We start from the raw sequence: 15233 nt of genomic DNA on the forward strand, positions 1-15233 counted from the left end.
ATTTTTTTCATCTGAATAATTATTAATATAGTCTTGAAATACTTGTGTTTAAGGGCTTTTAAAAATATTAAAATAATTTTTTTTTGAAATTAAAAGAAAAGAACTACCTTTGCATCATTCGTTCATTCAAATATTGAAAATGTTATCAAGAAAGGTTGAGGGATTAGACCCTATGAAACCTTAGCAACCCTTTGTGCAAGCAAAGAAGGTGCTACGTTCTACCAAAATTATTTTGGACAGATAACTTACTGAAGTTCTTTTCAGCCATTTCCTGTGGCATTTTCAATTGTATTAAAATTTAATAGAATTGAAAACAGAACTAAACTATATTAATCTTTCGTATCAAACTTATTCTCAAAAGGAATACAATATCTCATTAAGCTATCAGCTTTTTGGGAAAGATCTGTTTACAGCCCCTATCATTTTAATCAACCATGCTCTTACCGGAAACTCAAATGTATCCGGAGAAAAAGGCTGGTGGAAACAATTGGTAGGAGATAATCAGGTTGTTGATACTGATCAATACACTGTTCTGTGTTTCAATATACCCGGAAACGGATATGACAATTTTTTAATTGAAGACTATGAAGACTTCACTCCTTCAGATATCGCTGCGATATTTCTGAAAGGGCTTGAAGCTTTACAAATCAAAAATATATATGCCATTATTGGAGGTTCTCTGGGAGGAGGGATTGCCTGGGAAATGCTTGCCAAGCAGCCGGATCTCGCAGAAATATTTATTCCCATAGCCTGTGATTATAGAACACACGATTGGCTGCATGCTCAATGTCTGGTTCAGAATTTCTTATTGAATGATAAAGAAGAGCCATTACAGAAAGCAAGAATTCATGCCATGTTGTGTTACAGAACTCCACAATCACTCAATGACAGATTTCAAAACCAATATAATAAGGAAAATCAACGCCTGGAATCAGAAGACTGGTTGGTTTATCATGGTAATACATTAAACGAAAGATTTAGTTTAAAAGCATACAAGCTGATGAATCATCTCCTGATGAATATCAATGCTGATGAAACAGCACTGGAGAGCATACAGGCACGAATGCACATGATCTCCGTAGATACAGACTTATTCTTCCCTGCTTCTGAAATCCGAATGTGTTTTGAAAACTTAAAAGAGAAAAATAAGGATGTTTCTTATCACGAGATCCAATCTATACACGGGCATGATGCCTTCCTAATGGAATATCAACAATTAAATAATATCATAAAAAACATTTTACAGAAGTAATGAAAAATGCTAACGAAATAAAATTTTTGAAGAACAGATCAATCGTCAAATTTGAAGGAGAGGATTTCCTTGGAGAAATCGGGATTGACGGACGTATTTTTAAAGCGCTTACTTTAGCGCGTATCAGTGTAGGAGTGATTTCTCAACAAGCTATAGAAAACGGAATCTCTATTTTGGTTCACGAAAATGATGCAGAAAAAGCGGTTGCTTGTCTTATTGATGAATTCGAAACAGAAAGAAAATCTGGAAAAGTTTCTCAGATCTATAGTATCAATAATGTTTCTGTGATTGGTTTCGTAGCAGAAGATTTCAATAAAGTCTTTGCTGAACTGGCCAGAAACAATGTTTTCCCATTATTGCTGAATCAGGTAGCCGGAGAAAATAGAGTCAACATCGTAGTGACTTCTTCACAGGATGAAAAAACAAGAAATATCATAGAATCTGAAATTTTCAAAAAACCAAAAACAGTTCATCTGGCAATTATTGGTCATGGAAACGTAGGAAAAACCCTGATAGAACAGGTGTTGGAATCTGCAGAAGAAATTAAGAAACGTAAAAAAATAGACCTTAAAGTAGTTGCTGTAGCCAACTCAAAGAAAATAGCCTTCAATAAAAAAGGATTTGATGCCAATTGGGGTGATGAGGTTTTGGCTGCGGAACATCCTTCTAATGTTGAAGAATTGATCAATTTCTCTAATGAAAATCAACTGGAGAACCTGATCGTTGTGGATAACACTGCAAGTAAGGATTTTGTGAAAAACTATCACGCTTTGGCAGAAAACGGGTTTGATCTGGTTTCATCCAACAAAATTTTCAATACCCTTCCTATTGAGGAGTACAGAAAACTAAGATATACGTTGAGTAAAAATAACAGACGTTATCTGTATGAAACTAATGTAGGAGCTGGTCTTCCGTTAATTGATACCATCAAATTATTACACCTTTCAGGAGAAAATATCACCAGAATCAAAGGCGTATTCTCAGGAACATTGAGCTATGTTTTCAATAATTTTTCCTTGAGAGACGATAAATTTTCAACCATCATCAACGAAGCGTTGGAAAAAGGGTACACAGAACCGGATCCAAGAGAAGATTTATCCGGAAATGATGTGGCAAGAAAGTTATTAATTCTGGCAAGAGAACTGGACTTAATCAATGAATTTGGAGATATCAATATCCAAAATCTGGTTCCTGAAAGCCTACTTGAAGTTTCAAAATCAGAATTCCTTTCAAGATTGGATGAATTGGATGAAGAATACCAGAAAATTAAAGAAAATCAGGAGCCTGGTCATGTACTGAGATATGTAGGTGATTTACATGGTGATCTGCAGAAAGACAAAGGAGAACTGGATGTGAAACTGATTTCTGTTCCTGCAACTTCAGCATTAGGTCAGTTGAAAGGTTCAGATTCCATCTTTGAAATTTATACAGAAAGTTACGGAGAAAATCCGATTGTGATCATGGGAGCCGGAGCCGGAGCACAGGTAACAGCAAGAGGGGTATTCGGGGATATTTTAAGAGTAAGTGAAACGAAATAATAATTTAATATAACAATCTAATAATGTATCAGTTTACCAATAATTGGTGCCGTTATTCTGAGCAAAGCGAAGAATCTCATTGTTACATTGTTAGACTGCTATATTGGTAAATTAATTAAAACTATATGGAAAATTTTGAAACATCAGCAATAAGAACCCAGACTGAAAGATCTCAGTTTGATGAGCATTCTACGCCATTATATCTTACTTCCAGTTTTATATTCCAGGATGCAGAGGATATGAGAGCAAGCTTTGCCGAAGAAAAACCTAAAAACCTATACAGCCGTTTTTCCAATCCCAATGTAACAGAGTTTACAGATAAAATAGCTAAAATGGAAGGGGCAGAAGCAGGATATGCCTTTGCGACGGGAATGGCAGCCATCTATTCTACATTTGCTGCCCTACTGAATGCCGGAGATCATATCGTAAGCTGCCAGTCGGTTTTTGGATCTACACACACATTGTTTACCAAATATTTCCCGAAATGGAATATTGAAACTACTTATTTCAAAGCAGGAGATGCTGAGAATGTTGAACAATATATTAAACCCAATACAAAGATCTTATATCTTGAAACGCCTACCAATCCGGCTATTGAAATTTTGGATCTGGAGTTCTTCGGGCAGATTGCAAAAAAACATAATCTTATCTTTATTGTAGATAACTGTTTTGCAACACCTTACCTTCAGCAACCGATTAAATATGGTGCAGATATTGTTGTACACTCCGCAACAAAACTGATTGACGGACAGGGAAGAGTGTTAGGAGGAATAGCAGTAGGAAAAGAAGACCTGATCAGAGAAATTTATCTTTTCGCAAGAAATACCGGGCCTGCATTGTCTCCTTTTAATGCATGGGTATTATCAAAAAGTCTGGAAACATTGTCTATTCGTGTAGAAAAACACTGTGAGAATGCATTGAAAGTAGCAGAGTTTTTAGAAAGCCATCCCAACGTAGAATTAGTAAAATATCCATTCCTGAAATCTCACCCGAGTTATGAAGTAGCCAAAAAGCAGATGAAACTTGGAGGAAATATCGTAGCATTTGAAATCAAAGGCGGAATAGAGGGCGGAAGAAACTTTTTAGATAAGATACAAATGTGCTCACTGTCCGCTAACTTAGGTGATACAAGAACGATCGTTACCCATCCGGCATCTACAACCCACTCCAAACTTTCAGACGAAGAACGAAATGAAGTAGGGATTACGGCAGGATTGGTTCGTTGCTCTGTAGGGCTGGAAAATGTAGAGGATATCATAGCAGACTTGAAACAGGCTTTAGACTAATTAATCGTTCACAGTTTATAGAGCCAAATGGATAGAGACTACACAGAATTAGTAATTTGGAGAGAAGGAAGACAGTTGGTTAATCTAGCTTATATTCTTACTGCAAATTTTCCTAAAGAAGAATTATTGGCTTTAACGAGTCACATAAGAAGAATGGTAACTTCAGTTTCGTTCAATATAACGGAAGGAAGTAGAAGACAGGCTTCTGAAGATACTTTACAGTGTCTGCATACTGCCGGGAAATCTCTTTATAAACTGGAAACTCAATTCCATTTGGCTTTAGACCAACACTATATTTCTAAAGAAGATTTTGAAATAATCAATAAAAAAATCCTCTTATGTAAAAAACTGGTGAGCGGATTTATAAACTATAAATTGATAGAAAATGAAAAATTCAGAACAATTATATAAAGCTCTATCCGAAAGAATTTTAATTCTTGATGGTGCAATGGGAACTATGCTTCAGAGATACAAATTTGAAGAAGAAGATTACCGCGGCGAGCGTTTCAAGGATTGGGAACATCCGGTGAAAGGAAATAATGACCTGCTTTCTCTGACACAGCCTCAGGCTATTGAAGAAGTTCATAAGAAATACCTGGAAGCAGGAGCTGACATCATTGAAACCAATACATTCTCAGGAACTACCATTGCGATGGCAGATTATCACATGGAAGAATTGGTATATGACCTGAACTATGAGTCGGCAAAAATTGCCAGAAAAGCCTGTGATGAATACACTGCAAAAAATCCTGACAAGCCGAGATTTGTAGCAGGATCTATCGGACCCACGAACAGAACGGCAAGTTTAAGTCCGGACGTTAATGATCCAGGATACAGAGCCATCACTTTCGAAGAATTGAGAGTGGCTTACAAACAGCAGTGTGAAGCTTTGCTGGATGGTGGTTCAGATATTCTGTTGGTAGAAACCATCTTTGATACCCTGAATGCAAAAGCAGCCTTGTTTGCTATTGACGAACTACAGGATGAAAGAGGAATTAAAATTCCAATCATGGTGTCAGGAACCATTACCGATGCTTCCGGAAGAACATTGAGCGGGCAGACCGCAGAAGCTTTTCTGATCTCAGTTTCCCATCTGAATTTATTAAGTGTAGGCTTTAACTGTGCATTGGGAGCAGATCAGCTGACTCCTTACCTTGAAACGCTGGCTCATAATTCAGAATTCTACGTTTCAGCATATCCGAATGCCGGTTTACCCAATGCTTTCGGAAAATATGATGAGACTCCGGAAGATATGGCAAGACAGATTAAAGAATATGTGGAAAAAGGATTAATCAATATAATCGGAGGATGTTGCGGGACTACACCTGAGCATATTAAAGCGATTGCGGACCTGGTAGAACAATATCCACCAAGGAAATTGAAGGAATTTGTGTGATTTGATAGATTTTTTTAATTAAAATCAAGAATGAAGGCTAAATTATAAATAGTAACTTTATGTAAACCACAAAGTTAAATATAATGGAAAAGCCAATTTATTTAAAAGATTCGGAAGATATCAGATTATTTAATGAGCTGAGAAAGAAAGTAAACCAGAGAGTGGAAGCCATTTCTGAGAACAGAGATATTTACATTCAGATCAAAGCGGTTGTGCTGCCACTGATCTATATCGGGTTGTATTTCCTGGCTCTTTTGAATGCCGAAAAGCATTGGATCTATATTCTGAGTTTTGTTTTAATGGGAATTTTTTTGGTTTTAATTTATTTAAACTTAATTCATGAAGCCGCTCATAATAATATCTATAAAACTAAAAGACTGAATACGCTGGTTCTTCACATTTTTGATTTTATAGGAGCTAATTCCTACATCTGGAAAAAAAGACATATCGCAAGCCACCATGCTTATCCTAATGTGGATGGATGGGATACAGATATTGAACAGAGCGGGTTGCTTTTAATTGTGCCATGGATCAAAGCAAAAGGAGTACAGAAATATCAGGATAAGTTTTTCTTTTTAGTCTATCCGTTGTATTTATTCAATTGGATGTTTATAAGAGACTTCAGGGACTTCTTTGACAAGGAAAGAGTGATTTTAAAGACCCAGGGAAAGATTCCCACCATTGAAAAAGTAAAAATGATCAGTTACAAACTGTTCTATTTCTTTTATCAGATTGTGGTTCCCGTGATGTTATTTAAAATATCAATAGGATTGGCTTTAGGAGCGTGGTTTTTACAGGTGATTTCAGCAAGTATTTTTGCATTGTTTGTTTTACTGCCTTTGCATCCGCTTCCTGATAATGCCTTTCCAAAATTAAATAAAGAAAATGGTCTCCCGTTTAGCTGGCTTCGTCACCAGTTTGAAGTGACCAATGATTTAAAAGAAAATAACTGGTGGGTAAGAAATGTGTTGGGAAATTTTAATTTTCATGTAGCCCATCATCTGTTCCCGAATTACAGTTATATGTATTATAACGAGATCACAGAGGAGATTGAGGAATTTGCTAAAGAACATGATTTAGCTTACAAAAGGTTTCCCCTGATTACAGCTTTAAGCAAGCACAGGGATTTATTGAGGCAGAATGCCCATAATGCCTACTATATTTTAGAAGAATAAAATGAAATATTTAAGATTATCAGGCCTCGAGCCTCTTATCATAACGCCGGAAAGTAATTTCATCAATGTTGGTGAAAGGACCAATGTTGCCGGATCCAAAAAATTTTTAAGACTCATTAAAGAGGAGAAATTCTCTGAAGCATTAGATATTGCCCGCCATCAGGTAGAAGGAGGTGCACAGATTTTGGATGTCAACTTCGATGATGGATTGATTGATGGAAAAGCATCCATGATCAAATTCCTGAACCTCATTGCTTCAGAACCGGATATCGCAAGAATTCCAATCATGGTAGACTCTTCCAAATGGGAAATTCTGGAGGCAGGTCTTCAGGTTGCTCAGGGAAAATGTGTAGTGAATTCTATCAGTTTAAAAGAAGGAGAGACAGAATTTATCAAACATGCCAAAGCCATTAAAAGATACGGTGCAGCAGTAATTGTAATGGCATTTGATGAGGTAGGGCAGGCAGACAGTTTTGAACGAAGAATTGAAATCTCAAAACGTTCTTATGATATTCTGGTGAACCAGATTGGCTTCCCGGCAGAAGATATCATTTTCGACTTAAATATCTTTCCGGTAGCAACAGGAATGGATGAGCACAGAAGAAACGCCATCGACTTTATTGAAGCTACGCGCTGGGTAAGACAAAATCTTCCCTATGCATCCGTAAGTGGAGGAGTAAGCAATGTATCTTTTTCTTTCCGTGGAAATGATACGGTGAGAGAAGCCATGCATTCTGTATTCCTTTACCATGCCATCCAGGCAGGAATGAATATTGGTATTGTAAACCCGGCAATGCTGGAGGTGTATGATGAAATCAATAAAGAACTTCTGGAGCTTGTAGAAGATGTAATTCTGGATAAAAGAGAAGATGCTACAGAAAGACTTCTCGATTATTCAGAAAAACACAAATCTGTAAAAAAAGAAAAGACCGAAGACTTAGAATGGAGAAATAATCCATTACAGGAAAGAATTACTTATGCCCTGGTAAAAGGTATTGACCGTTTTATTGAAGAAGATGTAGAAGAAGCAAGACAATTGGCTGCAAGACCGCTTCATGTCATAGAAATCAATCTGATGACCGGAATGGGAGTGGTGGGAGATTTATTCGGAAGTGGAAAAATGTTCTTACCACAGGTTGTAAAGTCTGCAAGGGTAATGAAAAAAGCCGTGGCTTATTTACAGCCTTTCATTGAAGCTGAAAAAGACGGAGCAAAACCTGCCAACGGAAAAATATTAATGGCAACTGTAAAAGGAGACGTTCATGATATCGGTAAAAATATTGTGAGTGTCGTTTTAGGTTGTAACAATTATGAAATCGTTGACCTTGGAGTAATGGTTCCGGCTGAAAAGATTATTCAGACTGCTATTGAAGAAAAAGTAGACGTTATCGGACTGAGCGGACTGATTACCCCAAGTTTGGATGAAATGGTATACATCGCTTCAGAATTAGAAAGACAAAATTTAGATTTTCCGTTATTGATCGGTGGTGCTACAACGTCCAAAGCACATACTGCAGTGAAAATCGATTTAAAATATAAAAATGCTGTCGTTCACGTGAATGATGCATCAAGAGCTGTAAACGTAGTAAGTTCATTATTGGGTGACAGAAATAAAGAATATGTTTCGGATTTAAAGAATGACTATTCCGATTTCAGGGAAAAGTTTCTGAACAGACAGGTGGACAAAGATTATGTTTCTATTGAAGAAGCAAGAGAAAATCATTTTAAAATTGATTGGGAAAACGAAGATATTTTCACTCCGAATACGATAGGAATAAAAGTGATCGAAAATCAGGACCTGAGAGAACTTCTTCCTTTTATCGACTGGTCGCCGTTTTTCAGAAGCTGGGATCTTCACGGAAAATATCCGAATATCCTGGAAGATGAGGTCGTAGGCGTTCAGGCGAAAGAATTATTCAAAGATGCCCAGGTGATTCTAAAGAGAATTCTGGATGAAAAGCTTTTAACAGCAAAAGCCATTTTCGGAATTTTTAAAGCCAACTCCAATGAATCCGATGATATTTTGATTTTTGATGAAAATAATAATGAGCAGGCTAAATTTTTAACCCTAAGACAGCAGGCTCAGAGATCAAAAGGAAAAGACTATCTGGCGCTAAGTGATTTCATCGCTCCTCAAAGTTCAGGAAAAACGGATTATATGGGTGCATTCTGTGTAACCACCGGATTTGGTACCGATGAACTGTCTACTGAATATGAAAAAGCCAACGATGATTACAATTCTATCATGGTGAAAGCTCTGGCAGACCGTTTTGCAGAAGCCTATGCTGAATTTTTACATAAAAAAGTAAGAACGGAGTACTGGGGATATGCCAATCAGGAAAGTTTAAGCAACGAAGAATTGATTGCCGAAAAATACAAAGGAATCCGTCCGGCTCCGGGATATCCGGCTTGCCCTGACCACCTGGAAAAGAAAACCATCTGGGATCTTTTAAAAGTAGAAGAAAATACAGGCGTTTTCCTTACAGAAAGCCTTGCCATGTTCCCAACAGCATCCGTTTCCGGATATTATTTCGGAAGCCCGCACGCCAAATATTTCGGATTAGGAAAAATTACAGAAGACCAGCTTAAAGATTATGCAGCAAGAAGAAGCTGTAGCATCCAGGAAGCGAGAAAATGGTTGTCGCCAAATTTAGCAGATTAACATTGACATGAAGATAACAGAACACATTAAAAACGCAAATGGAAAAACTTTATTCTCCTTAGAAGTTGTTCCGCCACAGAAAGGAATCGGGATTGAAGATCTCTATACCAATATAGATCCGTTGATGGAATTCAAACCGCCTTTCATTGACGTTACCACATCCAGAGAAGAATATATCTACCTGGACAAAGGAAACGGCCTGATGGAACGCCGTATTACAAGAATGCGTCCGGGAACATTAGGAATCTGTGCGGCTATTCAGCATAAATACAATGTAGATACAGTGCCCCATCTGCTTTGTGGAGGGTTCACAAAAGAAGAAACAGAATATCTGTTGGTAGACTGTATGTATCTGGGGATAGACAATGTAATGGCTTTAAGGGGAGATGCTATGAAAGGACATCAATATTTTGAACCTACTCATGGCGGGCATGCAAGTGCTATGGATCTGGTAAATCAGATTAACAACCTTGGAAGAGGAAAATATCTTCATAATGAAGAACAGGTTTGTGATGAATTGAATAAATTCTGTATCGGAGTTGCCGGATATCCTGAAAAACATATGGAAGCCCCTTCCATGAATTATGACCTGAAATGGCTGAAGCAAAAAGTAGATGCCGGAGCAGATTATATCGTTACCCAAATGTTTTTTGACAATAAAAAGTACATTGAATTCGTTCAGAAAGCAAGAGAAATGGGAATTACCGTTCCGATTATTCCGGGGATCAAACCTATTGCCACCAAGAAACATCTGAAAATCCTGCCACAGGTATTCAAAATAGACCTTCCTGAAGAGCTGATTAGTGAAGTGGAAAATGCAAAAAATAATGAAGCCGTAAAGCAGATCGGAATAGAATGGTCGATTGCCCAATGCAAAGAACTGCTGGATTTCGGAGTTCCTGTTTTGCATTTCTACTCAATGGGTAAAAGCGATAACATAAAAAAAGTAGCCGGTGAGCTATTCTAATAAAAGTACCAAAATGAAGGAACCCTGCTGTAAAAGGCAGGGTTTTTATTTTAATAAGAATCTGATACAGAACATAAGATGGAGTAAGAAAACCGTAGGCTATACATCCGCTTAGAAAGAATCAATAAAGTTGATTCAACCTTTGCTCCCTCAAATATAACAATCGCAAATAAAAACTTTGTGTCAAATAGCTTACAGTATTTAAAAAAAGCAAACTGAACTTTTAGTTAATAAACACACTTCAATAAATCCCATCTTCCTTACCCTAAAGAATCTCATGTCTCTCAAATTCCTTATTCCTGTCAAACAAATATCGATAAGTAGCCAGTTTTCGGGTAACAGTTGTATCAAGAGCTTCAGCAATCTTAATCATTTTTGGATTAAAATCACCAATCCACTGCAGTTCTGTAATCGTAAAATCTGTATGCTTTCTCAAATGTTGAGTTCCTTCCCAGATCATATACCCGTCAATGCCTTTCTTCTGCCATTCCGGTACAACACCAAAAACAAGCCCCACCATTTTCTCATTCTTTTTAAATCGTTTTAAAAACAAGAACTTGAGTTTTTCGAAAATTCCAAACTTTCCATTCAGATATTTGAACCACTGGTTGAGGTCAGGCATATTGATCCACATGGCAATGGGTTTCTCATTCTCATATACAAACCAGGAGATATGTTCATTGATAATAGGTTTCATTGTGTTGAACATTTTTAGAACCTTGGCTTCTTCCAGTTGTTTTCCTTCTCCATGGCAGGCCCATGCTTTGTTATAAACCTCAGTAAAGTCTTTTGCAAACTTAGCCAGGTTATTCTTTTTCATGGGTTGCGCTGAAATAGCGGGATTTCTTCTGTTTTTTTCGTGAGCAATGGTGAAAATCCTCGAAACTTCTGAAAATATAAGCCGGGTAAAACAAAGCTGTTCAAAATAAACCTGAAACCCATAATTTTCAAAGAGCTCTTTGTAATAAGGGAGATTATAATTCATCCCAAATAAAGGTTCAACAAAACCTTCCGTTAGAAGTCCCCAGAATTTATCCCGCTCCCCAAAATTGATAGGCCCGTCCATAGCTTCCATACCTTTTTCCAGAAGCCAGTTTTTACAGTGGTCAAAAATAAAGTTGGCAGTTTCCTGATCATTGATACAGTCGAAAAAACCAATTCCTCCCGTAGGTTGCTTTTGCTCATAACAGCCATTGATAAAAACGGCTACTTTACCTACTGTTTGGTTGTTCTTTTTAAACAGAAACCTTTTACATGCTCCATTTTTAAAGAATTTATTTTTTTCAGGATCAAAAATCTCCTCAATATGTTGATCTAAAGGGCGGATATAATTTTTGTCGCGTTCATAAAGGCGGACTGGGAATTCCAGAAATTCCCTTTTATGGTGTTTATTTTGTACTTCCTCGACAATAATCATAGGCTTTTTAATCAGAAATGGCTATAAAAGATAATGTTTTTCACCTTATTTGAAATAGAGAAATAGATATTATCCGTATTTTTGCTGCAAATTAAATAAAAATGGTTGATTTTACTGATAACGACGATGATATTTTCACTGGAAAAGAACATACGCCTATAAGGGAAGATGCTTTTGATAAATCGCCACAGGAAAAAATTGAAAAAATTACTGAGCTTTTTGGCGAGATTATGGAAACATTGGGAATGGATATGACAGATGATTCTCTGAAAGACTCTCCAAGACGTGTTGCCAAAATGTATGTGAACGAGATTTTCGGAGGACTTCTTCCTGAAAACAAACCAGGAATCTCTACTTTCTCCAATAAATACAAATACCGCCAGATGTTGGTGGAAAAAGATATCACCGTATACTCTTTCTGCGAACATCACTTTTTACCCATCATAGGAAGAGCCCATGTAGCTTATATTTCCAATGGTGAAGTAATCGGTCTCTCAAAAATCAACAGAATTGTTGATTACTATGCGAAAAGACCACAAGTTCAGGAAAGACTTACCATGCAGATTGTAGATGCTTTGAAAGAAGCCTTAGGAACAAAAGATGTAGCTTGTATCATTGATGCAAAACACCTTTGTGTAAACTGCAGAGGAATAAAAGACACTGCAAGTTCTACGATTACCGCAGAATTAAGTGGTATTTTCAGAACAAACCCTATTACAAGACAGGAGTTCTTACATTACGTAGGAAGCCATGCCAAACTGGATTAATAAATAATGAACTACCAAATCCTTAAAAACATTATTGATGCCGAACTTCAGAGATTTCAAAATATCCCCGAAGAAGAATGGTCACATAGAAGTTTTTCAGAAAAATGGTCTAAAAAAGAAATTATTGGTCATCTTTGTGACAGTGCTTTTACAAATATCCGTAGATTTGTGGTAACCCAATACAAAGAGAACGAAAATATTGTATATGACCAGAATTTCTGGGTAAAAGCTCAGAACTATCAGAATGTTCCTACTTCAGATCTTATTGATCTTTGGAAGTCTTTGAACTATCAGATTGTTCATATCGTGGAAAATATTCCGGATGAAGCATTACAAAGAACCTGTGATACAACTAAAACAGAACCTCGGGTGTATACGTTGGAGTTTATTATCAATGATTATGTAGATCATTTACAGCATCATTTAAAAGCGATTTAATTATGATAAAATTTAAAAAAGTTTCACATAAGATTTTTATCACAACAATTATTTGTTGTGACAAAAGTAATTTTTAACTCAATTTTGAATCTTTAGAATCATTAAATCTTTTAACTTAAAAATAAATGCAATTAAAAATATATAACTCCCTTACTGCGGAAAAAGAAATATTCAAACCTATTTTAGAAGGAAATGTCGGAATGTATGTCTGCGGACCTACAGTGTACAGCAATGTACATTTGGGAAATGTAAGAACTTTTCTTTCCTTCGATTTTATCTACCGTACCCTGACGCATTTGGGGTATAAAGTAAGATATGTAAGAAATATTACTGATGCAGGGCATCTTACCGATGATGGGAATGTAGATAACGACAGATTCGTAAAACAAACCAGACTGGAAAAGCTGGAACCCATGGAAATCGTACAGAAATATACGGTAGACTTCCATAAAGTATTGGATATGTTCAATCTGTTGCCTCCTAATATAGAACCTACAGCTACAGGACATATTGTAGAACAGATAGAGCTGACTCAAAAACTGATTGAAAGAGGATTCGCTTACGAAAGCAACGGTTCAGTATACTTTGATGTATTAGAGTACAACAAAAGAGGATTGAACTATGGCGAACTTTCAAAACGTAATATAGAAGAACTTTTTGCCAATACCAGAGATCTTGACGGACAGGGAGAAAAGAAAAACCCACAGGATTTTGCATTGTGGAAAAAAGCATCTCCGGCTCACATCATGAGATGGAACTCTCCTTGGGGAGAAGGATTCCCAGGATGGCATCTTGAGTGTACTGCAATGAGTACTAAATATTTAGGTGAAACATTCGATATCCATGGAGGAGGAATGGACCTTAAATTCCCTCACCACGAATGTGAAATAGCACAAGGGAAAGCTTGCAATGATGCAGCACCGGTAAATTACTGGATGCATGCCAATATGTTGACAATGAACTCACAACGTATGAGCAAGTCTACAGGAAACTATATCCTTCCTATGCAATTGGTTACAGGAGACAATGATTTCTTTGAAAAACCTTTCCATCCTTCAATTGTACGTTTCTGCTTCCTGCAGGCACATTACAGAAGTGTGCTGGATATTTCAAACGATGCAATGATGGCCAGTGAAAAAGGATTTATCAGACTGATGGAAGCCGTAAAAGTATTGAATTCCATTACACCTGATGATACAAAACAATCAGATTTCAGCCTGAAAGAGTGGAAAAATAAAGCATATGAAGCTTTAACAGACGATTTCAATTCTCCAATCCTGATTGCTCACCTGTTTGAAGCTGTGAAATACATCTTCGCTTTGAATGATGGGAAAGAAACAATCTCAACTGCAGATCTTGAAGATTTAAAATCAACATTGAATGCCTTTATCTTCGATGTTCTGGGACTACAGACCATAGAAGAAAATAACAATGAAAAGCTTGATCAGACCCTAAAGGTGTTGATCGAACTGAGAAATCAGGCAAGAAAATCAAAGAACTTCGAGCTTTCAGATCAGATCAGAGACAAACTGCTTGCTGAAGGAATCGAATTAAAAGACGGAAGAGACGGAACATCATACGTTCTGAACTAAAAATATAACTTCGTTTTATACCCATTCCGTAGGAGTCCCACATTTTAGGATTCTTACGGAATGTTTTTTTTATCCCCTTACAAATATAAACCCACTCCTTTCCAACCCTCTGACTCTGCAATTTATTCAGGAGCTATTTCCTGCTATCCATTTCTACTCCTCGCGCCTTTGCTGTTGTCCCACGCTCAGCCCCCGGTGACTCTCCAACCCAAGCTGCGGGGTAACCATTTCTATCAGGGCTAGGGGAGAAGAGGGAAAGGAATTATAAATTATAAATGATGAATGATGAATTCGAGGTTTGTGTCTTGAGTTACGTGTTTCGAGTTTTGTGTTCTGTATTTTGATATTTGATTTCCGGATTTTCAGGCTTTGTGTTATTACTATCCATATTCTATATTATCATCATCAGTATTTATATACCATAAGAACATGCTTTATCCTGTTTTCATTACATGCGCTTTTTTGTATACTATATTATAATTATATCCATGATCCTCTGTGTGAATCTGTGCCATCTGTGGGAAAAAATCACAATGCATCCTAACCAGTACCCATTCCCATTATAACAATATTCAATAGAAACGGGCTTTAGCCCGTTTTATCAAAAATATTCCTTTCCTATGGCTTTAGCCAAAACTTACTCTTTATCTATTATATATATAATATAGAAGAAACCATACCTTCCATTACCCATTACCCATTACCCATTACTCATTACTCATTACTCATTACTCATTACTCAT

12 protein-coding genes and 1 riboswitch are annotated in these 15233 nt (G+C 36.8%); of the genes, 11 read left to right on the forward strand and 1 reads right to left on the reverse strand.

All coding sequences use genetic code 11. The features are described from left to right. Nucleotides 1–139 precede the first annotated feature (139 nt). Nucleotides 140–247: riboswitch (SAM riboswitch) on the forward strand. A gap of 60 nt (nt 248–307) precedes the next feature. From CQ022_RS16495 to metF, 8 genes are all read left to right on the forward strand, one after another. Then, nucleotides 308–1252 carry an alpha/beta fold hydrolase gene (locus tag CQ022_RS16495; protein ID WP_105683381.1) on the forward strand — a complete coding sequence of 315 codons (945 nt, stop codon included), beginning with the start codon at nt 308–310 and terminating at the stop codon, nt 1250–1252. Next, nucleotides 1252–2790 carry an ACT domain-containing protein gene (locus CQ022_RS16500; RefSeq protein WP_105683382.1) on the forward strand — a complete coding sequence of 513 codons (1539 nt, stop codon included), beginning with the start codon at nt 1252–1254 and terminating at the stop codon, nt 2788–2790. Before CQ022_RS16495 ends, CQ022_RS16500 begins: the two co-directional genes overlap by 1 nt. A gap of 125 nt (nt 2791–2915) precedes the next feature. Beyond that, nucleotides 2916–4076: an O-succinylhomoserine sulfhydrylase gene (locus CQ022_RS16505; protein ID WP_105683383.1), complete on the forward strand. Its 1161-nt coding sequence runs from the start codon at nt 2916–2918 to the stop codon at nt 4074–4076. 27 nt (nt 4077–4103) lie between these two features. Continuing rightward, entirely contained in the window at nt 4104–4487 is a 384-nt protein-coding gene (locus CQ022_RS16510; RefSeq protein ID WP_105683384.1) for a four helix bundle protein, read from the forward strand. Beyond that, entirely contained in the window at nt 4462–5472 is a 1011-nt protein-coding gene (locus CQ022_RS16515; RefSeq protein WP_105683385.1) for a homocysteine S-methyltransferase family protein, read from the forward strand. Before CQ022_RS16510 ends, CQ022_RS16515 begins: the two co-directional genes overlap by 26 nt. A gap of 83 nt (nt 5473–5555) precedes the next feature. Next, nucleotides 5556–6647 carry a fatty acid desaturase family protein gene (locus tag CQ022_RS16520; protein ID WP_105683386.1) on the forward strand — a complete coding sequence of 364 codons (1092 nt, stop codon included), beginning with the start codon at nt 5556–5558 and terminating at the stop codon, nt 6645–6647. 1 nt (nt 6648) lies between these two features. Beyond that, nucleotides 6649–9309, forward strand: a complete 2661-nt coding sequence (metH, locus tag CQ022_RS16525; RefSeq protein ID WP_105683387.1) for a methionine synthase — start codon at nt 6649–6651, stop codon at nt 9307–9309. A gap of 7 nt (nt 9310–9316) precedes the next feature. Further along, a complete protein-coding gene (gene metF, locus CQ022_RS16530; protein ID WP_105683388.1) occupies nt 9317–10276 on the forward strand; it encodes a methylenetetrahydrofolate reductase [NAD(P)H] in 960 nt (319 codons plus the stop codon). Between the two features lie 265 nt (nt 10277–10541). Here the strand turns inward: metF and CQ022_RS16535 are convergent, their stop codons facing one another. Further along, complete coding sequence (locus CQ022_RS16535) at nt 10542–11693, reverse strand: hypothetical protein (RefSeq protein WP_105683389.1); 1152 nt, start codon at nt 11691–11693, stop codon at nt 10542–10544. 101 nt (nt 11694–11794) lie between these two features. Here CQ022_RS16535 and folE point away from each other — a divergent pair, with 101 nt between their 5' ends. The 3 genes from folE (at nt 11795) to cysS (ending at nt 14490) form a co-directional block, all read left to right on the forward strand. Beyond that, nucleotides 11795–12460, forward strand: a complete 666-nt coding sequence (gene folE, locus CQ022_RS16540; RefSeq protein ID WP_034694807.1) for a GTP cyclohydrolase I FolE — start codon at nt 11795–11797, stop codon at nt 12458–12460. A 6-nt stretch (nt 12461–12466) separates the two neighbouring features. After that, nucleotides 12467–12898 carry a DinB family protein gene (locus CQ022_RS16545; RefSeq protein WP_105683390.1) on the forward strand — a complete coding sequence of 144 codons (432 nt, stop codon included), beginning with the start codon at nt 12467–12469 and terminating at the stop codon, nt 12896–12898. A 125-nt stretch (nt 12899–13023) separates the two neighbouring features. Then, entirely contained in the window at nt 13024–14490 is a 1467-nt protein-coding gene (cysS, locus tag CQ022_RS16550; RefSeq protein WP_105683391.1) for a cysteine--tRNA ligase, read from the forward strand. Nucleotides 14491–15233 lie beyond the last annotated feature (743 nt).

This window comes from Chryseobacterium culicis (assembly GCF_002979755.1).
Lineage (GTDB): Bacteria > Bacteroidota > Bacteroidia > Flavobacteriales > Weeksellaceae > Chryseobacterium > Chryseobacterium culicis_A.